Source organism: Bradyrhizobium sp. UFLA03-84 (genome assembly GCF_002289535.1).
In the GTDB taxonomy this organism is placed as follows: domain Bacteria; phylum Pseudomonadota; class Alphaproteobacteria; order Rhizobiales; family Xanthobacteraceae; genus Bradyrhizobium; species Bradyrhizobium viridifuturi.
Map to the genome: position 1 here is coordinate 826,333 of NZ_NSJY01000014.1, position 21,040 is coordinate 847,372.

Annotated in this window: 22 protein-coding genes; 18 read left to right on the forward strand and 4 right to left on the reverse strand. The window is 64.6% G+C overall.

Going from position 1 to position 21,040, the window contains the following annotated elements; all coding sequences use genetic code 11:
• The first annotated feature begins 13 nt into the window (after positions 1 to 13).
• Both CK489_RS25410 and CK489_RS25415 read left to right on the forward strand, forming a co-directional pair.
• A complete protein-coding gene (locus tag CK489_RS25410; RefSeq protein ID WP_095734226.1) occupies positions 14 to 523 on the forward strand; it encodes a cytochrome P460 family protein in 510 nt (169 codons plus the stop codon).
• A 98-nt stretch (positions 524 to 621) separates the two neighbouring features.
• On the forward strand, positions 622 to 990 hold the full coding sequence (locus CK489_RS25415; protein WP_095734227.1) for an ArsC family reductase: 369 nt from the start codon (positions 622 to 624) through the stop codon (positions 988 to 990).
• A 34-nt stretch (positions 991 to 1,024) separates the two neighbouring features.
• Here the strand turns inward: CK489_RS25415 and CK489_RS25420 are convergent, their stop codons facing one another.
• On the reverse strand, positions 1,025 to 1,642 hold the full coding sequence (locus CK489_RS25420) for a hypothetical protein (RefSeq protein WP_095734228.1): 618 nt from the start codon (positions 1,640 to 1,642) through the stop codon (positions 1,025 to 1,027).
• A 456-nt stretch (positions 1,643 to 2,098) separates the two neighbouring features.
• Here CK489_RS25420 and CK489_RS25425 point away from each other — a divergent pair, with 456 nt between their 5' ends.
• From CK489_RS25425 to CK489_RS25455, 7 genes are all read left to right on the forward strand, one after another.
• A complete protein-coding gene (locus tag CK489_RS25425) occupies positions 2,099 to 2,854 on the forward strand; it encodes an ABC transporter ATP-binding protein (protein ID WP_050419084.1) in 756 nt (251 codons plus the stop codon).
• Entirely contained in the window at positions 2,847 to 3,590 is a 744-nt protein-coding gene (locus CK489_RS25430; RefSeq protein WP_095734229.1) for an ABC transporter ATP-binding protein, read from the forward strand. Before CK489_RS25425 ends, CK489_RS25430 begins: the two co-directional genes overlap by 8 nt.
• Positions 3,591 to 3,631: 41 nt before the next feature.
• Positions 3,632 to 4,852, forward strand: coding sequence for an ABC transporter substrate-binding protein (locus CK489_RS25435; RefSeq protein ID WP_050627520.1), 1,221 nt, complete (start codon positions 3,632 to 3,634; stop codon positions 4,850 to 4,852).
• Between the two features lie 64 nt (positions 4,853 to 4,916).
• Entirely contained in the window at positions 4,917 to 5,780 is an 864-nt protein-coding gene (locus CK489_RS25440; protein WP_021079811.1) for a branched-chain amino acid ABC transporter permease, read from the forward strand.
• Position 5,781: 1 nt separating this feature from the next.
• Positions 5,782 to 6,750, forward strand: coding sequence for a branched-chain amino acid ABC transporter permease (locus CK489_RS25445; protein WP_050627521.1), 969 nt, complete (start codon positions 5,782 to 5,784; stop codon positions 6,748 to 6,750).
• A 144-nt stretch (positions 6,751 to 6,894) separates the two neighbouring features.
• A complete protein-coding gene (locus CK489_RS25450; RefSeq protein WP_050627522.1) occupies positions 6,895 to 7,539 on the forward strand; it encodes a DUF47 domain-containing protein in 645 nt (214 codons plus the stop codon).
• A gap of 14 nt (positions 7,540 to 7,553) precedes the next feature.
• On the forward strand, positions 7,554 to 8,558 hold the full coding sequence (locus CK489_RS25455; protein WP_050627523.1) for an inorganic phosphate transporter: 1,005 nt from the start codon (positions 7,554 to 7,556) through the stop codon (positions 8,556 to 8,558).
• Positions 8,559 to 8,617: 59 nt separating this feature from the next.
• Here the strand turns inward: CK489_RS25455 and sugE are convergent, their stop codons facing one another.
• Entirely contained in the window at positions 8,618 to 8,932 is a 315-nt protein-coding gene (gene sugE, locus CK489_RS25460) for a quaternary ammonium compound efflux SMR transporter SugE (protein WP_050627524.1), read from the reverse strand.
• Positions 8,933 to 9,085: 153 nt separating this feature from the next.
• Here sugE and CK489_RS25465 point away from each other — a divergent pair, with 153 nt between their 5' ends.
• The 9 genes from CK489_RS25465 (at position 9,086) to CK489_RS25505 (ending at position 19,028) form a co-directional block, all read left to right on the forward strand.
• On the forward strand, positions 9,086 to 10,705 hold the full coding sequence (locus CK489_RS25465) for a peptide chain release factor 3 (RefSeq protein WP_095734230.1): 1,620 nt from the start codon (positions 9,086 to 9,088) through the stop codon (positions 10,703 to 10,705).
• 369 nt (positions 10,706 to 11,074) lie between these two features.
• Positions 11,075 to 11,686 (forward strand): UCP034077 family protein, encoded by a 612-nt coding sequence (locus CK489_RS25470; RefSeq protein ID WP_050627525.1) that lies wholly within the window; start codon positions 11,075 to 11,077, stop codon positions 11,684 to 11,686.
• 79 nt (positions 11,687 to 11,765) lie between these two features.
• Positions 11,766 to 12,350: an NnrU family protein gene (locus CK489_RS25475; protein WP_095734231.1), complete on the forward strand. Its 585-nt coding sequence runs from the start codon at positions 11,766 to 11,768 to the stop codon at positions 12,348 to 12,350.
• Between the two features lie 2 nt (positions 12,351 to 12,352).
• On the forward strand, positions 12,353 to 13,174 hold the full coding sequence (gene panB / locus CK489_RS25480; protein ID WP_095734232.1) for a 3-methyl-2-oxobutanoate hydroxymethyltransferase: 822 nt from the start codon (positions 12,353 to 12,355) through the stop codon (positions 13,172 to 13,174).
• A gap of 10 nt (positions 13,175 to 13,184) precedes the next feature.
• Complete coding sequence (locus tag CK489_RS25485; protein ID WP_050627528.1) at positions 13,185 to 14,783, forward strand: class I adenylate-forming enzyme family protein; 1,599 nt, start codon at positions 13,185 to 13,187, stop codon at positions 14,781 to 14,783.
• 157 nt (positions 14,784 to 14,940) lie between these two features.
• Positions 14,941 to 15,597: a tetratricopeptide repeat protein gene (locus CK489_RS25490; protein ID WP_095734233.1), complete on the forward strand. Its 657-nt coding sequence runs from the start codon at positions 14,941 to 14,943 to the stop codon at positions 15,595 to 15,597.
• A gap of 37 nt (positions 15,598 to 15,634) precedes the next feature.
• On the forward strand, positions 15,635 to 16,189 hold the full coding sequence (locus CK489_RS25495; protein ID WP_095734234.1) for a hypothetical protein: 555 nt from the start codon (positions 15,635 to 15,637) through the stop codon (positions 16,187 to 16,189).
• A gap of 147 nt (positions 16,190 to 16,336) precedes the next feature.
• Entirely contained in the window at positions 16,337 to 17,719 is a 1,383-nt protein-coding gene (der, locus tag CK489_RS25500) for a ribosome biogenesis GTPase Der (protein WP_095734235.1), read from the forward strand.
• A 40-nt stretch (positions 17,720 to 17,759) separates the two neighbouring features.
• Positions 17,760 to 19,028: a TCR/Tet family MFS transporter gene (locus tag CK489_RS25505; RefSeq protein WP_095734236.1), complete on the forward strand. Its 1,269-nt coding sequence runs from the start codon at positions 17,760 to 17,762 to the stop codon at positions 19,026 to 19,028.
• Positions 19,029 to 19,045: 17 nt separating this feature from the next.
• Here the strand turns inward: CK489_RS25505 and CK489_RS25510 are convergent, their stop codons facing one another.
• Both CK489_RS25510 and CK489_RS25515 read right to left on the reverse strand, forming a co-directional pair.
• The gene (locus CK489_RS25510) at positions 19,046 to 19,483 is read right to left on the reverse strand and encodes a DUF2721 domain-containing protein (RefSeq protein ID WP_095734237.1); all 438 of its coding nucleotides are present in this window, start codon (positions 19,481 to 19,483) and stop codon (positions 19,046 to 19,048) included.
• 30 nt (positions 19,484 to 19,513) lie between these two features.
• Positions 19,514 to 20,968: a DUF1254 domain-containing protein gene (locus tag CK489_RS25515; protein ID WP_095734238.1), complete on the reverse strand. Its 1,455-nt coding sequence runs from the start codon at positions 20,966 to 20,968 to the stop codon at positions 19,514 to 19,516.
• Between the last annotated feature and the right edge of the window lie 72 nt (positions 20,969 to 21,040).

The following is a 21,040-nucleotide window of genomic DNA, read 5'->3' on the forward strand; positions in this document are numbered from 1 at the left end:
CAGACGACATATCATGAGACAGGTTGTGAAATGGGCAGCTGCCGCGATCGCGGCAGCCTGCATCAGCGCGTCATTGCCGTTTGCCCTCGGGCATGCCGACGACGCGGCACTGGCATCGCCGATCTTCGGCGTGAAAATCCCCGACGGCTATCGCGACTGGAAGCTGATCGCGGTCGGCGAGGAGACCGGGCTCGACGAACTGCGCAGCGTGCTCGGCAACGCCACTGCCGTGAAGGCCTATCAGGACGGCGCCGCGCGTTTCCCCGACGGCGCGGTGCTGGTGAAGCTCGCCTGGAAGCGCAAGCCGGTCGCGGGCCTCGACGGCGCCTTCATCACGGGGCCGGCGACCACGGTGCAGGTCATGGTCAAGGACTCCGCCAAATATGCCGCGACCGGCGGCTGGGGCTTTGGCCGCTTCATCGACGACAAGCCGGTCGATGCCGCCCAGCACGAGACCTGCTTCGCCTGCCACGAGGCCCACGCCAGCGATCACGATTTCGTCTTCACGCACTACGCGCGTTGAGTGCCGGCAATATCGGTGTGGAGACCTGATGGCTCCGATCTGGCGCTGTGATTAGAGCAGGGCTAGTTTCCCGCTGCAATCGCATGCGGGGAACGGCTTTGACCATCACCATCTACGGCATCAAGAACTGCGACACCATGAAGAAGGCGCGCGCCTGGCTCGACGATCACGGCGTCGCCTACGACTTCCACGACTACAAGGCGGCCGGGATCGCCAAGGACAAGCTCAAGCAGTGGAGCGAGGAGGTCGGCTGGGAGACGCTGCTCAACCGCGCCGGCACCACCTTCAAGAAGCTGCCTGACGCCGACAAGGAAGGCCTGAACGAGCGCAAGGCGCTGGCGCTGATGGCCGAGCAGCCCTCGATGATCAAGCGTCCGGTGCTCGACCTCGGACCGAAGCGCGTCGTCGGCTTCAAGCCGGACATCTATGCCAAGGAAGTACCGGCGAAGGCGCGCAAGAAAGGCTGACGCATTCTGCGCGACACGATGCCGGTTCGTGGAGCTAGATCAACTCGACCGTATCCTGGCTCGCCGTATGATCCGCCGGCACGAACCTGCGGTCGATCACCGCGCGCACCGTGACGACCGGGAGAGACTTCGCCTTCACGCCCATCAGATTGTGCAGCCGGAAGCCGCCCTCGATACTGATCGCCTTGTAGGAGCCGATGATGTGCTCGACGCGCTCGCCGCGTCCGAACGGCAGCAGCAATCGCTCATAGGACACGTCCTTGCCATCGGCGTCGGTGACTTCCGCGACGGTGTAGGTCGGACGCTTGCGCGCGAGGCAGGCGCGATACGACAGGATCACGCCGGCATAGCGCTCCGGGCCGATCGCGTCGTCGAGATAACGGTCGGTGCGCTGCTGCGGCTCGACGTGCTCGTTGCCGTAGGCCGTGGTCAGCCGCGCGCCTTCTTGCGTGATCAGGAAGCGCGCGTCGTCACCGCTGCCGACCACGTCGAAGCCCATCATGTCGGCGCGCTCGTCGGCGCTGCCTTCGGTGTGGAAGTCGCATAGCAGAGGAAGGGCGTCCGGCGTGCGCACCGCGCGCAGCCAGGCGTTCAACTGCACCCGTTGCGTGATCGATTTGACCACCGATGGATCGGCACTCTGGAATGGCATCGGCTAGCCGAAGCGTGGGGTGGTTGGGCCGCGGGCATAAAGCCGCAGCCGCGTGTTCAGGACATCGCGCTGTCGGATCGACTTGATGACCGGGGAATTGGCGTTCTCGAAATGCAAGGCTCTAGCCGTTCATAATCCAATGGCGGAAGCTTCGGCGAGAGGCGGAAATATTCTATGAAAAGGAAAGTCCGGAGCAAAACAGCCTTAATGGCGACTTTCCGAGGCGCAAAGCCCGTTCAAATACCATTCGACTAAGGATCAACCGGAACTGGTGGTATCGATACTGCACTGCACAGCTTTCCACCTTGCGTAACCGCCGCATATGACGGCATATTCCGGCCCGGAGGCGACAGGCCCCCGGACGGTTTCCAAGACGTACGGACAACCTGTCGGACATGAAAAAAGCTGGCCACGCGGGCGACGGGCTTCGCGGCGATGGCGTATGGGGGAATCTATTTGGCCGATGAGTTCATTCTCGAAACCAGCGGATTGACCAAGGAATTCGCGGGTTTCTTCGCCGTTCGCGACGTTGCGCTCAAGGTGCGTCGCGGCAGTATCCATGCGTTGATCGGGCCCAACGGCGCCGGCAAGACCACCTGTTTCAATCTGCTCACCAAATTCCTGAAGCCGACCGGCGGGCAGATTCGCTACAAGGGCCAGGACATCACCGCGATGCCGCCGGCCGACGTGGCGCGGCTCGGGCTGGTCCGCTCGTTCCAGATTTCGGCGGTATTTCCGCATCTGACCGCGCTCGAAAACGTGCGCGTCGCGCTGCAGCGCCAGCACGGGTCGTCATTCGATTTCTGGCGCTCGAAGAGCGTGCTCGATCGCTTCAATCCGCGCGCCCATGAGCTCCTGAACGACGTCGGGTTGAGCGAGTTCGCCAACACGCCGGCGGTCGAGATGCCGTACGGCCGCAAGCGCGCACTTGAAATTGCAACGACGCTCGCGCTCGACCCCGAGATGATGCTGCTCGACGAGCCGATGGCCGGCATGGGCCATGAGGACATCGACAAGATCGCGGCGCTGATCAAGCGGATCTCGGCCAAATACACCATCCTGATGGTCGAACATAACCTCTCGGTGGTGGCCAACCTCTCCGACATCATCACCGTGCTGACGCGCGGGCAGGTGCTGGCGGAGGGCAATTACGCCGACCTCTCCAAGGACGAGCGCGTGAAGGAAGCCTATCTGGGAGCGGGTCATGGCTGAGGCAAAACTGGCGGAGAGGCCCGCGGCTGCGGCCGGCGCCGAGGTGCTGACGATTCAGGACCTGCAGGCCTGGTACGGTGAATCGCACATCCTTCACGGCATCAATTTCAACGTCAGGGCAGGCGAGGTGGTGACGCTGCTCGGCCGCAACGGCGCCGGCAAGACCACCACGTTGAAGTCGATCATGGGCGTCATCAACAAGCGCACCGGCTCGATCCGCTTCGACAACAAGGAGATCATCCGCGCCACCTCGGACAAGATCGCGCGGCTCGGCATCGCCTTCTGCCCCGAGGAGCGCGGCATCTTCTCGAGCCTCGACGTGCGCGAGAACCTGATGCTGCCGCCGGTGGTGCGTCCGGGCGGCCTGCCGCTCGACCAGATCTTCACGCTGTTTCCGAACCTGAAGGAGCGTCTCACCAGCCAGGGCACCAAGCTGTCGGGCGGCGAGCAGCAGATGCTAGCGATCGCGCGCATCCTGCGCACCGGCGCGCGCTTCCTGATGCTGGACGAGCCGACCGAAGGCCTGGCGCCGGTCATCATTCAGCAGATCGGGCACACCATTGCGCGCCTGAAGTCGCAGGGCTTCACCATCCTGCTGGTCGAGCAGAATTTCCGTTTCGCCTCGACCGTTGCCGACCGCTACTACATCGTCGAGCACGGCAAGGTGATCGACGGCTTCGCCAATTCCGAGCTGTCCGCCAACATGGACAAGCTGCATACCTATCTCGGCGTCTGAACTCGCCCGAGCCAGAAAATTTAAGAACTGAGGAAATACCCATGAAGAACACGATTTCTGCGCTTCTGCTCGGCACCGCGATGGCGCTCAGCGCTGTCGGCGTTGCCTCCGCCGACGACAAGGTCGTCAAGATCGGCGTGTTGTCGGATCAGTCCGGCCTCTATGCGGACCTCGCCGGCCCCGGCTCGACGCTTGCGGCCCAGATGGCGATCGAGGATTCCGGCCTCAAGGCCAAGGGCTGGACCATCGATTTGATCTCGGGCGATCACCAGAACAAGCCCGACATCGGTACCACCATCGCGCGCCAGTGGTTCGACGTCGACAAGGTCGACACCATCGTCGACGTGCCGAATTCCGGCGTCGCGCTCGCGGTCAACAACGTCGTCAAGGAAAAGAACGGCGTCTACATCAATTCGGGCGCCGCGACCTCGGATCTCACCAACGCGCAGTGCACGCCGAACACGGTGCACTGGACCTACGACACCTACATGCTGGCGCACGCCACCGGCCAGGCGCTGGTGAAGGCGGGTGGGGACACCTGGTTCTTCCTGACCGCGGACTACGCGTTCGGCGCGGCGCTGGAGCGCGATACCACCGCGGTCATCACCGCCAATGGCGGCAAGGTGGTCGGCGGCGTCAAGCATCCGCTCAACACCGCTGACTTCTCCTCCTTCCTGCTGCAGGCGCAGGCCTCCAAGGCCAAGATCATCGGTCTGGCCAATGCCGGCGGCGACACCACCAACTCGATCAAGCAGGCTGCCGAGTTCGGCATCGTCAAGGGCGGCCAGAAGCTCGCCGCGCTGCTGCTGTTCCTTACCGACGTCAAGGCGATTGGCCTCGAGACCGCGCAGGGCCTCAACTTCACCGAGACGTTCTACTGGGACCTCAACGACAACACCCGGGCGTTCTCGAAGCGCTTCGCGGAGAAGATGAAGAACGGCGCGCCCCCGACCATGGTGCAGGCCGGCGTCTATGCGGGCCTGTTGCATTACTTCAAGGCGCTGGAAGCGCTCGGCGGCAATCCGCACGACGGCGCCAAGGTGGTCGCGAAGATGAAGACGATCCCGACCGACGATCCCCTGTTCGGCAAGGGCGAGGTCGAGGCCAACGGCCGCGTCACCCACGACGCCTATCTGTTCGAAGTCAAGAAGCCCTCGGAGTCCAAGGGCCCGTGGGACTTCTACAAGCTGGTCGGCACCGTGCCGGGCAACCAGGCCTTCACGCCGCTCGACAAGAGCACCTGTGCGCTTCTGAAGAAGTGACGATCACGCCCGCCGGCCATGGGCGTGGCCGGCGGGCTTCATCTATCCAGCGAAAGCTCATTCGATGCAGGCTCTCTACGCACAGCTTCTGGTGGGACTGATCAACGGCTCGTTCTACGCGCTGCTCAGTCTGGGGCTCGCCGTCATCTTCGGCATGCTCAACATCATCAATTTCGCGCACGGCGCGCTCTACATGATGGGCGCCTTCGTGGCGTACTTCCTGCTCAATCTGGGCGGCATCAATTACTGGTGGGCGCTGATCATCGCACCAGTCATCGTCGGCATCTTCGGCATGATCCTCGAACGGACCATGCTGCAATGGCTCGCCGGGCTCGACCATCTCTACGGACTGCTGCTGACGTTCGGCATCGCGCTGATCGTGCAGGGCGTGTTCCAGAACTATTTCGGCTCCTCGGGCCTGCCTTACTCGATCCCCGATCAGCTCAAGGGCGGCGTCAACCTCGGCTTCATGTTCCTGCCGATCTATCGCGGCTGGGTCGTCATCTTCTCGCTGGTGGTGTGCCTTGCCACCTGGTTCCTGATCGAGAAGACGCAGCTCGGCGCCTACCTGCGCGCCGCCACCGAGAATCCGACGCTGGTGCGCGCCTTCGGCATCAACGTGCCGCGCATGATCACGCTGACCTACGGGCTCGGCGTCGGCCTTGCCGCGCTCGCCGGCGTCTTGTCGGCGCCGATCAACCAGGTCCGCCCGCTGATGGGCGCCGACCTCATCATCGTGGTGTTCGCGGTGGTCGTGATCGGCGGCATGGGCTCGATCATGGGCTCGATCATCACCGGCTTCGCGCTCGGCGTGATCGAGGGACTGACCAAGTTTTTTTATCCCGAAGCCTCCAACACCGTGGTGTTTGTCCTGATGGTGGTGGTGTTGCTGGTGAAGCCAACGGGACTGACGGGACGGGCGGCCTGATATGTCAGCATTGACCGACGATACACTTCCGGTGACGCCGCGCGCGATGCGCGACGAGATGATCGTATTCGCCGTGATGGCCGCACTGCTGGCGGTGGTGCCGTTCACGGGGATCTATCCGTTCTTCGTGATGCAGGCGCTGTGCTTTGCGCTGCTCGCCTGCGCCTTCAACCTGCTGATCGGCTATGGCGGCCTGCTGTCGTTCGGCCATGCCATGTTCCTCGGCACCGCCGGCTACGTCTCGGCGCATGCGCTGAAGGTCTGGGGGCTGCCGCCGGAGCTCGGCATCGTGGTCGGCACGGCTGCTGCGGCCTTGCTCGGACTCGTCACCGGCTACATCTCGATCAAGCGCCAGGGCATCTACTTCTCGATGATCACGCTGGCGCTGTCGCAGCTGCTTTACTTCCTCTATCTGCAGGCGCCGTTCACCCACGGTGAGGACGGCATCCAGGGCATCCCGCAGGGCCATCTGCTCGGGATATTCGATCTGTCGAAGCCGATCGTGCTGTACTACGTCGTGCTGGTCGGCTTCCTGGCGGGCTTCCTGCTGATCTACCGGACCATCAACTCGCCGTTCGGCGAGGTGTTGAAGTCGATCCGCGAGAACGAACCGCGCGCGATTTCGCTCGGCTACAAGACCGACCAGTACAAGCTGCTTGCCTTCATCCTGTCGGGCACGCTGGCGGGCTTCGCCGGCTCGCTGAAGGTGTTCGTGGCGCAGAACGCCTCGCTGACCGACGTGCACTGGTCGATGTCCGGTGAAATCGTGCTGATGACGCTGGTCGGCGGCCTCGGCACCATCTTCGGTCCGGTGGTCGGCGCCTTCGTGATCATCGCCATGCAGCAATATCTTGCCGGTTTCGGCCAGTGGGTGACGGTGATCCAGGGCGTGATCTTCGTCTCCTGCGTGCTGCTGTTCCGGCGCGGCCTTGTCGGCGAGCTGGCCCACCTGTTGCGGCGGTCGCTGTAGGGCAGGCCGGGCGAATTTCGGCCGATATAGCGGTGGACGACCGACCGTTCGGGCGGTCGTGTCCGGTATTTTCCCCGCCGGATGCTCTATGACAGTTCTGTGACAGTCGTTAAAAGGGCTGTCCCGGAACGATGGAACTGAGACATGCTGCGCTGGTTTCGCGCCTTTCTGCCCAAGGAAGAGCGCTTTTTCGACCTGTTCGCCCGCCACGCCCAGACCTCGGTGCAGTGCTCGTTGGCGCTGCAGGACATGCTGAAGGGCGGGGATGAGACCCCGGTCTTCTGCCAGCGGGTCAATCAGTTCGAGAACGACGCCGACAGTGTCACCCGCGAGGTGCTGACTGCGGTTCGCCGTACCTTCATCACCCCGTTCGACCGCGGCGACATCAAGAACCTGATCACGTCGATGGATGACGCGGTCGACCAGATGCAGGCGACCGCAAAGGCGGTCATGCTGTTCGAGGTGCGCGAGTTCGAGCCGCCGATGCGCGAGATCGGCACGCTTATCGTGGAATGCGCCAATCTGGTCGTCCGCGCGCTGCCCTTGTTGCAGGGCATCGGCCAGAACGTCTCGATGCTGACCCAGATCACCGAGGAACTGACCAAGCTCGAGGGCCGGGTCGACGATCTCCATGACATCGGGCTCAAGGAATTGTTCCTGAAGCACCGCGATGCCAACACGATGGACTTCATCGTCGGTGCTGAGATCTACGATCACCTCGAGAAGGTGGCCGACCGTTTCGACGACGTCGCCAACGAGATCAATTCGATCGTGATCGAACAGGTTTAGGGCAGGGCCATCTCGTGGACGCCACGCTGGGTCTTCCGGTCCTGACCATCCTGATCGCGGTCGCGCTGCTGTTCGACTTCCTGAACGGCCTGCACGATGCCGCCAACTCGATCGCGACCATCGTCTCGACCCGGGTGCTGCGGCCGCAATACGCGGTGTTCTGGGCGGCCTTTTTCAACTTCGTCGCGTTCGCGGTGTTCGGCCTGCACGTCGCCAACACGATCGGCACCGGGATCATCGACCCGGCGGTGGTGGACGCGACGGTGATCTTCGCCGCGCTGGTCGGCGCGATCGTCTGGAACGTGATCACCTGGGCGCTGGGCATTCCGTCGTCGAGCTCGCACGCGCTGATCGGCGGCCTGGTCGGTGCCGGCATGGCCAAGGCAGGCCTTTCGGCCGCGGTGTGGAGCGGGCTCACCAAGACCTTGCTCGCGATCGTGCTATCGCCGCTGGTCGGCTTTCTGCTGGCGCTGGTGCTGGTTGCGATCGTGTCCTGGCTGTCGGTGCGCTCGACGCCGTTCGCGGTCGATCGCGCCTTCCGGATCCTGCAATTCGCCTCGGCCTCGCTCTATTCGCTCGGCCATGGCGGCAATGACGCGCAGAAGACCATGGGCATCATCGCCGTGCTGCTGTACTCGCAGGGCCATCTCGGCGACACCTTCGAGATTCCGTTCTGGGTCGTGCTGGCCTGCCAGAGCGCGATGGCGCTGGGCACCCTGATGGGCGGCTGGCGGATCGTCCGCACCATGGGGCTGCGGATCACCAAGCTGACGCCGATGCAGGGGTTCTGCGCCGAGACCGGCGGCGCCGCGACGCTGTTCATCGCGACCTATCTCGGGGTTCCGGTGTCGACCACCCACACCATCACCGGCGCCATCGTCGGCGTCGGCGCCGCACGGCGGCTCTCCGCCGTGCGCTGGAACGTGGCGAGTTCGATCGTCTACGCCTGGGTGATCACGATCCCGGCGTCGGCGGCGGTCGCCGCCGCAACCTATTGGATCGTGCAGATATTGAAGTAGCGTTTTCGAGCGAAGTGAAAGCCGGTTCGCGTCAAAGGAAACGCGTCCAAAATGCGTGATTAACCGACCAGCTTCAGCCCGACGATGCCGGACACGATCAGCCCGATGCTGGCAAGCCGCATCGCGGTCGCGGGTTCGCCGAGCAGGATGATGCCGAGCGCCGCGGTGCCGACCGCGCCGATCCCGGTCCAGACCGCATAGGCGGTTCCAATCGGCAGCGTCTTCAGCGCAAGGCCGAGCAGGATGATGCTGCCGGCCATTGCGGCGAGCGTCAGGACCGACGGCACCAGCCGCGAGAACCCCTCGGTATATTTCAGCCCGATCGCCCAGCCGATCTCGAGCAGGCCTGCGATGAACAGAATGGCCCAAGCCATGACGAACCCTCCGGATAAGGCAGGGTCGTCCCCGCAGATGGGATGGTGAGGAGAAGGTCGTCCTTCCCGTGCCTATATGGGAATGGTGCGGCCACGCCGCATTGCGACAAAACGCCCTTGATTGCGCCCGTTTTCCCTGCCAAATGCCCCTCCATGTCCGATACCGCTGCAACCACCGAATCGCCGTCCCGCTCGCCGCTATCAGAGGAAGTGGCGCGACGGCGCACCTTTGCGATCATCTCGCACCCAGACGCCGGCAAGACCACGCTGACGGAAAAGCTGCTGCTGTTCGGCGGCGCCATCAACCTCGCGGGTCAGGTCAAGGCCAAGGGCGAACGGCGCAACACGCGCTCGGACTGGATGAAGATCGAGCGCGAGCGCGGCATCTCGGTCGTCACCTCGGTGATGACCTTCGAGTTCAACGACCTCGTGTTCAACTTGCTGGACACGCCGGGTCACGAGGACTTTTCGGAAGACACCTATCGCACGCTGACTGCGGTCGACTCCGCGGTCATGGTGATCGACGCCGCCAAGGGCATCGAGGCGCGCACGCGAAAGCTGTTCGAGGTGTGCCGGCTGCGCGACATCCCGATCATCACCTTCATCAACAAGATGGACCGCGAGAGCCGCGACACCTTCGAGCTCCTCGACGAGATCGAGAAGACGCTGGCGCTCGACACCACGCCGATGACCTGGCCGGTCGGCCGCGGCCGCGACTTCCTCGGCACCTATGACGTCGTCAATGGCGGCGTGCGGCTGCTCGAGGGCGGCGGCGCCAAGACCGGCGCCACCGAGCAGATCGACATCGCCGATCTCGGCAAGCGCAACCCCAATCTCGACGTCGCCGAGGTCAAGGACGAGCTCGCGCTGGCGTCCGAAGCCTGCAAGCCGTTCGAGCTCGGCGCGTTCCGCGAGGGCCATCTGACGCCGGTCTATTTCGGCAGCGCGCTACGCAATTTCGGCGTCGGCGATCTGCTCGAAGGTCTCGGCAAGTTCGCGCCGGCACCGCGCGCGCAGGATTCCGATCTGCGCAAGGTCGAGGCGGCGGAGCCACGCATGAGCGCGTTCGTGTTCAAGATCCAGGCCAACATGGATCCGAACCACCGCGACCGCATCGCGTTCGCCCGGCTGTGCTCGGGCAAGCTCAGCCGCGGCATGAAGGCCAAGCTGGTGCGCACCGGCAAGAACATGAGCCTGTCGAGCCCGCAATTCTTCTTCGCGCAGGACCGCTCGGTGGCGGACGAGGCCTTTGCCGGCGACGTCGTCGGCATTCCCAATCACGGCACTCTGCGGATCGGCGACACGCTCACCGAGGGTGAGGATCTGACCTTCGTCGGCGTGCCGAGCTTCGCGCCGGAAATCGTCCGCCGCGTTCGCCTCACCGATGCGATGAAGGCGAAGAAGCTGAAGGAAGCCTTGCAGCAGATGTCGGAGGAGGGCGTCGTGCAGGTGTTCCGCCCGCGTGACGGTGCGCCGGCGCTGGTCGGCGTGGTCGGCCCGCTGCAGCTCGACGTGCTGAAGGCACGGCTCGATGCGGAATACTCGCTGCCGGTTGAGTTCGAGGTCTCCGAATTCTCGCTGGCGCGCTGGATCTCGTCCGACGACCGCAAGGCGCTCGACGCTTTCATCTCCGCCAACAATTCCGGCATCGCCGACGACGTCGACGGCGATCCGGTGTTCATGGCCAAGAACGAGTTCTATCTCGGCTACACCCGCGAGCGCGCCGAGGGCATCACCTTCTCCAACGTCAAGGACGTGAAGAAGAAGGCGTAAGGCCCAGTACTCGGTGTCGTCCCGGCGAAAGCCGGGACCCATAACCACCGATGGTCATTGTTGCACGATGGTGGAACGACGAGTCCCTTCAACAGCATCGGCCGCGGCGTATGGGTCCCGGCCTTCGCCGGGACGACGCGTGGAAAAGAGCAGTACACTATCCACTCGTCGCCCCGGCTCGACCGGGGGATCCAGTACGCCGCGGCTCCTCCGTGATTCACAACCGTCTCTGGAATACTGCATCGCCCGGTCGAGCCGGGCTATGACAGTTGTGGTTGCGGCGCGCGCGCAAGGAATTGAACGCCAGCCCGCTTGCTCCGGTCCGGCCACGGTACCATGTTCCCCGGAGCGCAATCCGGGTCCGTCTGCATGCTCCGACGCGTCGCCATCTGTCTCGCTTATGCCGTGCTGGCCTTTGCGCTCGCAGGCGCCGCCTCGGCGCAGCAGCGCCAGCAGACTGACCCGGCGCCGTTCGCACACACGCCTTGCAGCGTGCTCGACGAAGGGCCTTGCATCCCGTCCTATTGCAGCGTGTTCAATCACGGGCCGTGCTTTCCCGAGATGGATTATCCGTACGGCGAAAATCTCCAGCTCACGATCCTGACCGTGCCGCCCGAGGGGCAGGCCGAGAAGTACCGCAAGCCCGATCATGATCTCAATACCATCGGCGACCTCTTTGCCGCGCTGCGCGCCTGCTGGGCGCCGCCGCCACCAGACGACGCGCGCGCGGGCATGCAGATGTCGGTGCGCTTCAGCTTCAAGCGATCAGGCGAAATGATCGGCGCGCCGCGCCTGACGTTTTCGACGCGGGGCGTCCCGGCCGATACCCGCACCGCCTACCTCAACGCGATCAACGCCTCGCTCGGCGCCTGCCTGCCGCTGAAATTCACCGGCGGGCTCGGCGGAGCGCTCGCCGGCCGGCCGATCATGATCCGCTATGTCGACAACCGCGAACTGGGCAAGCCGACCGGTAATCCATGATCCGCACCCCGGCGTGACGCATTGCCACCCGCCCGGCGAAGATGTTACGCGAAGGCACTAACAATCAGGGAGGAACATCGTGGGACTGCTCGTCATGATCCTGGGTCTCGTGCTGTTCCTCGGCATCCACGTGTTGACCAGCCTGCGCGAGATGCGCGCCGGGATCGTCAAAACGATGGGCGAGGGGGCCTACAAGGGCGTCTATTCGCTGGTGTCGTTCGCTGGCCTTGCGTTGATCATCTGGGGCTTCGGGCACTACCGTGCGACCGGCTGGATCGATGTCTGGACGCCGCCGACCGCGTTCAAGCACATCACGGTGGCGCTGATGCTGCCCGCCGTCATCCTCGTCGTCGCCTCCTATATCCGCGGCCACATCTACACCACGCTGAAGCATCCGATGCTGGCGGGCGTGAAGCTGTGGGCGTTCGCGCATCTGCTCGCCAATGGCGATCTCGGCTCGATCATCCTGTTCGGCTCGTTTCTCGGCTGGGCGGTCTATGACCGCATCTCGCTGAAGCGCCGCGCGGATGCCGGCGCGCCGCCGATCCCGGTGGGCGGCCCAACCAACGACCTGATCGCGATCGCGGTCGGGGTCATCGCATATCTGGCGCTGGCGTTTGCGTTCCACCCGGTCGTGATCGGCGTGCCTGTCATGGGAGCCTGACTATGTCTGTTCAATCCGCCATCAAGCGCAAGACCGCGCCGGATCTGCGCGCCCGCAAGAATGGCGAACCGATCGTGATGCTGACCTCGTATCACGCGCACACCGCGGCGCTGGTCGACCGCCACTGCGATGCCATCCTGGTCGGCGACTCCCTTGGCAACGTCATGCACGGCTTCGAGACCACCGTGCCGGTCACGCTCGACATGATGATCCTGCAGGGCCGCGCGGTGATGCGCGGCTCGCAGGCCGCGCTTGTTGTCGTGGATATGCCGTTCGGCTCCTATGAGGGCTCGAAGGAGCAGGCGTTCCAGTCCGCGGTGCGGATCATGAAGGAAACGCTGTGCGGCGCCGTCAAGCTCGAGGGCGGTGCGCGGATGGCGGAGACGGTGGCGTTCCTGTCGGAGCGCGGCATTCCCGTGATGGGGCATATCGGCCTGACGCCGCAGTCGATCAACACGCTCGGCTCGTTCCGCGCGCAGGGCCGCGAGGAGGAGACCTGGGCTCCGATCGAGAGCGACGCCAGGGCGATCGCGGAAGCCGGCGCCTTCTCGATCGTGGTCGAGGCGGTCGCCGAGCCGCTGGCGCGCAAGATCACGCAATCGATCGCCGTGCCGACGATCGGCATCGGCGCAAGTGCTGCCTGCGACGGCCAGGTGCTGGTGCTGGAGGACATGCTCGGCCTGTCGCCGCGCGCGCCGAAATTCGTCCGCCGCTACGGCAATCTCGGACCGGCGATCGAGGAAGCGATCGCGGGCTATGCGCGCGACGTCAAGAGCCGTGCCTTCCCGGGGCCGGAGCATGTCTACGGAATGAAGAAGAGCTGACGAGGCACGCATGGACTGGTCGCAACACGCACTGCCGCCGATGCGGCTCGAGCCAAGGTTCGGCGACCGCGTCGTGCCGGCATTCGCCGAGCGGCCGGCCAGCCTGTGGGCGATGATCGCGGACGCGGTCGCAGCGAATGGCGACGGCGAAGCGCTGGTCTGCGGCGGGACGCGCCTATCCTGGCGTGAGGTCGCCGAGCAATCGGCGAAGGTCGCGGCAGGCTTTTCAAAACTCGGCCTGGCACCCGGCGACCGCGTCGCGATCCTGCTCGGCAACCGCATCGAGTTCGTGCTGACGATGTTCGCCGCCGCCCATGCCGGGCTGGTGACGGTGCTGCTCTCGACGCGTCAGCAGAAGCCCGAGATCGCCTATGTGCTGAACGATTGCGGCGCGAAGTGTCTGGTCCATGAGGCCACGCTCAGCGATCGCATTCCTGACGCCGCCGATATTCCGGGCCTTGCGCATCGCATCCCGGTCAGCGACGACGGCGCGTCGCAATTCGCTCGTCTGCGCGACAATGCAAGGGCGCAAGCGCCGGCTGAGGTGAGAGAAGAGGACACCGCGATGATCCTCTACACCTCGGGCACTACGGGCCGGCCGAAGGGCGCGATGCTCGCCCATTGCAACATCATCCATTCCTCGATGGTGTTCGCATCCTGTCTCAGGCTGACGAAAGCCGATCGCTCGATCGCCGCGGTGCCACTCGCGCATGTCACCGGTGCGGTCGCCAACGTCACCACCATGGCGCGCTGCGCCGGCGCGCTGATCATCATGCCGGAGTTCAAGGCGGCGGAGTATCTGAAGGTCGCGGCACGCGAGCGCGTCAGCTACACGGTGATGGTGCCGGCGATGTACAATCTCTGCCTAATGCAGCCGGATTTCGACAGCTACGATCTGTCGAGCTGGCGCATTGGCGGCTTCGGCGGCGCGCCGATGCCGGTTGCGACCATCGAAAAGCTCGACGCCAAGATTCCCGGGCTGAAGCTCGCCAATTGCTACGGCGCGACCGAGACCACATCGCCCTCGACCCTGATGCCGGGCGAACTGACCGCCGCCCATATCGACAGCGTCGGCCTGCCGTGTCCCGGCGCCGAGATCGTCGTGATGGGCGCCGAGGGCCGCGAGGTGCTGCGCGGCGAAATCGGCGAGCTGTGGATCCGCAGCGCCTCCGTGATCAAGGGCTACTGGAATAATCCGAAGGCGACCGCGGAGAGCTTCACCGCAGGCTTCTGGCATTCCGGCGATCTCGGCTCGGTCGATGCCGACAATTTCGTCCGCGTGTTCGATCGCCAGAAGGACATGATCAACCGCGGCGGGCTGAAGATCTATTCCGCCGAGGTCGAGTCCGTGTTGGCGGGCCATCCGGCCGTGGTCGAGAGCGCGATCATCGCAAAGCCCTGTCCGGTGCTCGGCGAGCGCGTGCACGCCGTGATCGTGACGCGCGCTGAGGTGAATGCCGAGAGCCTGCGCGCCTGGTGCGCCGAGCGCCTGTCCGACTACAAGGTGCCGGAGACGATGGCGCTGACCTCACAGCCGTTGCCACGCAACGCCAACGGCAAGGTGATCAAGCGCCAGCTCAGGGAGAGCCTGACTGCGGCCGGAGCGTGAACCGGGGCAGGGCAAACTTCCCCCGTTAACGCTTTGATCCGCCTCGCTTTGCCTTGCCTCCGCCACACCGTTAGGGTAACGCCGCCGCGATGTGGGGATCGGGGAGGGGCCAGGCTCCACCGAGATTCGTGGTCCCGAGGGGATGGGATAGCTTTAAGTGTCTGAATTATTTGACGAAGTAGACGAGGAAGTCCGTCGCGATCAGCTCAAGAAGCTGTGGGACAAGTACTCGATCTTTATCATCGCGCTGGCGGTCCTGGTGGTCGCCGGCGTCGGTGGCTGGCGCGGCTACCAATATCTCGAGGCCAAGAAGGCCGCCGAGGCCGGTGCGGCGTTCGACCGCGCCGTCGAGCTGTCGGACCAGAACAAGCATGCCGAGGCCGAGGCCGCCTTTGCCGATTTGATCACCAAGGCGCCGTCCGGTTACCGCAACCTTGCGCGGCTGCGCATGGCTGCCGAGGTCGCGACCCGCGATCAGCCGGCCGCCGCGAAGCTCTATGACGAGATTGCAGCCGACCGCAGCGTCGGCGGTCCCGACCAGGACCTGGCACGGATCCGTGCCGCGCAGCTCGTGATGGACACCACGACCTATCCGAACATGCAGCAACGGCTCGAGGCGATGGCAACGTCGAAGGACTCGACGTTCCGCCATTCCGCGCGCGAGTTGCTGGCGCTGTCGGCCTGGCACGCCAACGATGCCACCGCCGCGCGGCAGTGGCTGGACCAGATTGCCAACGACGGCGAGACGCCGCCGAGCCTGCGTTCGCGCGCCGAAGCGCTGCAGGCCTTGTTGCCGCCAGTTGCGAAAAGCTGAGCTGGCGCGAAACCCGAGTTTGAGTGAGAGATCGACTATGCGCCGCTCGCAACGCCTGATCGCAGCCGCAGTTCTGACCGCGCTTTGCAGCGCGTTGGCGGGCTGCGGCGGTGGCGGCATGGCCAATTTCGATCCGAGCGATCTGCTCGACTTCCTCGACACCAAGAAGAAGCTGGCCGGCGACCGCAAGCCGGTCTTCCCCGAAGGCGTGCCCGGCCTCGAGCAGGGCGTGCCGAAGGAATTGTACAAGGGCTCGCAGCAGGAGCAGCTCGACCAGCAGAACGCCGCGGCAGCCGCTGCCCAGCCGGCTCCGCCGCCGGAGCCGCCGAAGGGCGCCAAGAAGCACACCAAGCGGGCAGCGCCGGCAGCGGATCAGGCGGCTGCTCCCGACGCCGCCGCGCCGGAAGAGGGCGCGCCCGCCGCGCTGCCCCCCGAGCCGAAGCCGAAGAAGATCGTCCGCCGCCGCACCACTGCGCCGCCCGCCGACGACCAGCAGGCGCAGCCTGCAGCGCCGGCCCAGCAGACCCAGACCACGCAGCAATCCGGCGGCGCGTTCCCCGCGCCGCTACCGAGCGGTGGGTTTAGCCGCTAAAGCATGATCCGGAATAGTGCGAAGCGGTTTTCCGAAAAGATCATGCTAAAATAAGAAGCGCGATGACGGTTCAACCCAACCTCGTCGCGCGTTAGGCTCCTCTTTCAATTCATTGACGCGCGCCGCGCCGCGGCGTCTGGATTATCCATGTCTTTCACCATCGCCATCATCGGCCGGCCCAATGTCGGAAAGTCGACGCTGTTCAACCGGCTGGTCGGCCAGAAGCTCGCGCTGGTCGATGACGAGCCCGGCGTGACGCGCGACCGCCGCGAGGGCCAGGCCAAGCTCTACGACCTCGACTTCACCATCATCGACACCGCGGGGCTCGACGAGGGTGCCAAGGGTTCGCTGACGGCGCGGATGCAGGAGCAGACCGAAACCGCGATCGAGCTCGCCGACGCGCTGATGTTCGTGATCGACGCCCGCGTCGGCCTGACCCCGACCGATCGTGCCTTCGCCGATTTCGCCCGCAAGGCCAACAAGCCGGTGGTGCTGGTCGCCAACAAGGCCGAGGGCAAGCATGGCGAGATCGGCGCGATGGAATCCTACGCGCTCGGGCTCGGCGATCCCGTGCAGATCTCGGCCGAGCATGGCGAGGGCATGGGCGACCTGCACGAGGCGCTGAGCGCGCTGGTGCCGGAGACATCGGAGCAAGACGACGAGGTCGAGAACGACGAGGACATTTCGGAGGAGGAGGCCGCGCAGCGCCCGATCCGCGTCGCCATCGTCGGCCGGCCCAATGCCGGCAAGTCGACGCTGATCAATCATCTGCTTGGCGAGGAGCGGCTGCTGACCAGCCCCGAGGCCGGCACCACGCGCGATTCCATCGCGGTCGAGATCACCTGGCAGGGCCGCCAGTTCCGGGTGTTCGACACCGCCGGCCTGCGCCGCCGATCGCGGATCGAGGAGAAGCTGGAAAAGCTTTCGGTCGCCGACGCGCTGCGCGCGGTGCGCTTCGCCGAGGTCGTCGTCATGATGATGGACGCGCAGAACAAGTTCGAGGAGCAGGACCTGCGCATCGCCGACCTGGTCGAGCGCGAGGGCCGCGCCATCGTGCTCGCGGTCAACAAATGGGACCTGGTCGAGCGCAAGCCCAACCAGATCTCGCAGCTGCGCACCGATGCCGACCACTGGCTGCCGCAGGTCAAGGGCGCGCCGATCGTCGCCGTCTCCGGCCTGATGGGCGAGGGCATCGACCGCCTGATGACGGCGATCCAGGAGGCCTATGCGGTCTGGAACCGGCGCCTGCCGACCTCGGCGCTCAATCGCTGGTTCGAACAGGCGATCCAGGCCAACCCGCCGCCGGCGGTGTCGGGCCGCCGGTTGAAGCTGAACTACATCACGCAGGTGAAGGCGCGCCCGCCGAGCTTCGTGCTGTTCTGCTCGCGTGCGGATGCGATCCCGCGGTCCTATCTGCGCTACCTCATCAACTCGCTGCGCGAGACTTTCGATCTGCCGGGCACGCCCATTCGTATTACGCTCAGGGAAAAGGCCAATCCGTTCGCCCACAAGCGCAAGCGGCCGTCGTGAGCGGACATAGCGTTTTCGAGCGAAGTGGGTCCCGGTTCGCGTGAAGAAAACGCGTCAAAACGAGAATCATACAGCGGCGAGTGACACGGCTGCCGCAGCCCCGGCGCGCAGCGGCGCGGTGGTCTTCATCTTCATCACTCTGCTGCTCGACATGCTGGCGCTCGGGATCATCGTCCCGATCCTGCCGAAACTGATCGAAGGCTTCGTCAGCAACGACACCGCGAGCGCGGCGCGCATCTTCGGCGTGTTCGGCTCGATCTGGGCGTTGATGCAGTTCGTCTGCTCGCCGATCCTTGGCGCATTGTCGGATCGCTTCGGCCGCCGGCCGGTGGTGCTGCTGTCGAATTTTGGCCTCGCCGCCGACTATGTGTTGATGGCGCTGGCGCCGAACCTGATCTGGCTGTTCATCGGGCGGGCGATCTCGGGCATCACCTCGTCGAGCATCTCGACCGTATTCGCCTACATCGCCGACGTCACTGCGCCGGAGCAGCGTGCCGCGATGTTCGGCAAGATCGGCGTCGCGTTCGGTGCGGGCTTCATCATGGGGCCGGCGCTGGGCGGCCTGCTCGGCGAGATCGATCCGCGGCTGCCGTTCTGGGCAGCGGCGGGCCTGAGCTTCGTCAACGGGCTCTACGGCCTGTTCATCCTGCCGGAATCGCTGCCGCCGGAGCGGCGTGCACCGTTCAGATGGAAAAGCGCCAATCCGGTCGGCGCGCTGCAATTCCTGCGTTCGAACCGGACGCTGGCCGGCCTGTCGCTGGCGACGTTCTTCGGCCAGCTCGCGCACGTCGTGCTGCCCTCGGTGTTCGTGCTCTACGCCACCTATCGCTACGGCTGGGATACCGGCACCGTCGGCGCGACGCTGGCGCTGGTCGGCCTCTGCGGCATGGTCGTGCAGGGCGCGGCGATCGGCCCGATCGTGCGGCGGCTGGGCGAGCGCAACGCGCTGTTCCTCGGCCTCGTCTGCGGCGCCCTGGGTTTTGCGATCTTCGGCGCGGCGCCATCAGGCCAGCTGTTCTGGATCGGCATTCCCGTGATGGCGCTGTGGGGCATCTCGGGCGCTGCGACGCAGGCGCTGACGACGCAACTCGTCGCCGCCGACCAGCAGGGCCAGCTGCAGGGCGCGACCTCGAGCGTGCAAAGCATGTCGGAATTGCTCGGCCCGTTTTTGTTCACGCTGACGTTTGCCTATTTCATCGGCGACAACGCGCCGCTCAAGCTGCCCGGCGCGCCGTTCTATCTGGCCGGCGCGCTGCTGCTGCTCGCACTCGCGATCGCCGCGCGCACGACGGCGGCGAAGGTTTCGTAATCGCGCGGGCCGCGGCTCTAGCGATCGAGCGTGTACTCGTGCACGGAAATCCAGGTCTCACGGACGAGATTGACCAACGCCGCCATGAAGAAGCCGAGAGCGACAATAAAGAGCACAGCTACACCATATTCGTGCCGGAGCCGGTAATATGCGCTGACGAACGCCACGATCACGAGCAGGCAGGTCAGTATTGCGCTCACCGCGGAGAACACGATCGCCCGGTTGAGCAATTCGGCGCGACGCCTCAGCTGGGGCATGTCCCGCTTCGACCCGATCTTTTCAGCGCTGCTGTCCGCGATTGCAGTGAGCGCCTGGATCCGGTCGCTCACCCGGTTCATGCGGGCGATCAGCAGCGAGACGAACCCGGCAACAGCTCCGAGCAGGAACGAGGGAGCAGTGACCTGGACGATCACCTGCGATAATTGTTCGACGGACGGAGTGTCGGGATACAGCATCGGGCCCACCTCCGTCCATCGACCGCCGGGTCAACGCGACACTTCCTTCATGCTTGTCACCTTGCGTGCCGGAGGCGGTTTCCAGCTCCCGTTGATGATCGACGGTGCCTTCTCGTTCGGCCAGTACATCCGCAACATCAGGATAAACTTGCCCGCAGGGGCGGGAAGCCAGTTGCTCTCCTTGTCAGGGCCCGGACTATCCTTCTGGATGTAGAGATCGATCGAACCATCCGGGTTGGGTTTGAGGTTCTGGCGGGCGCTGATCGACTGGCGGTTGATCGGATTGGCGACGAAGAAGTAGTTCTCGTCATACATCGTCAGCGACCAGAAGCCTGCGACCGGAGGAAGTTGTCCCTTTGGAAAATGCATGACGTATTTGTTGCTGCCGAGATAGTCCTGGTCGTCGACGTCCTTCTGCGATGTCGGATAGCACGCATCCTGAATGCGATTGGCACCAAGTCCGATCGCAGTGACAAAGGCACGGTTGAAATAGTTGGTGCCATAGATGCCGGCTTCGCTGTCGAAAGCCCAGCCGTTCACGTTCCGGATCGCCTTGTTGACCTTGAACTGCAACATGATCCGGTCGAATGCCACCTGCGGGACGCGCTTGGCGAACGCGACATCGAATTTGCGCGGATCAAAATCCTGGCCCGGGACAAGACCGATCTTCGCGAATCTGGCGACCTCGGATGCATCAGCGGCCGCGGGCGGATTGCGCTTCATCAGTTGCGCGAGCAGGGTGAAATAGGTCGCAGCATCCAGACGGTTGACCTGCTCGCGAACCGCCGTCTTCATGTCGATCGACGCATCGACCTTGCCTGGCGGGGGTGTATACGATTTGCCGTAAGCGCTGAGGGGCACGAGCTTGAACTCGTCCTGCGCGGCGTGCACGGCTGCATAATCCTCCGGCGTACCGGTGCAGTAGATGCGGCCCAGGATCCAGACCATGCTCGTCGGCGATTTGTACTCCTTGACGCCCGCGGGAAGTGCTCCCTTCCAGCCCGGTCCAGTGATCGCGTAGGTCTGCGCCCTGGTGCCGGTCGTGCGCTTGCCCGGCACCTGGAACACGTTGGTCCAGCCATCCAGCATCGGAAAAAGGAAGTAGCGGTCCTTCATGTCCGGCATGCTGAGGACCCAAGGCTCGTCGCCCACGTCGATCCAGGCCGTCGTGTAGAGGGTATCGGCGTTAGGCGCGGTGACGTCCCTGAAGCTGGCATCGGGGTATTTGCGGAGCTTGACGAATTGCCCCATCGGCCCCCGCGTGCCTTCCACGGCGGCGACGTTCGTCATGACCCGGCGGGTCATTTCCATCGTCACCAGCGGATAGCCGTAGACATAGGCATCCTGGGCGAGCCAGAAATCGTCGCCGCCCTCCCATGCCCGGACCACCGGACCATCGAAATCGGCGCGTGCCACCCGCGAAAGCGCGAGCGGCGAGGCTGCGGCGCTGAGCAGTGCAAGCATTTGACGACGGCTGATCGACATGGCGAACCCTCCTGGCCTCCTTGGACGATAGGGGGACGAGTTCCACCGCTCTTGATCTGTATCAATGCGTCT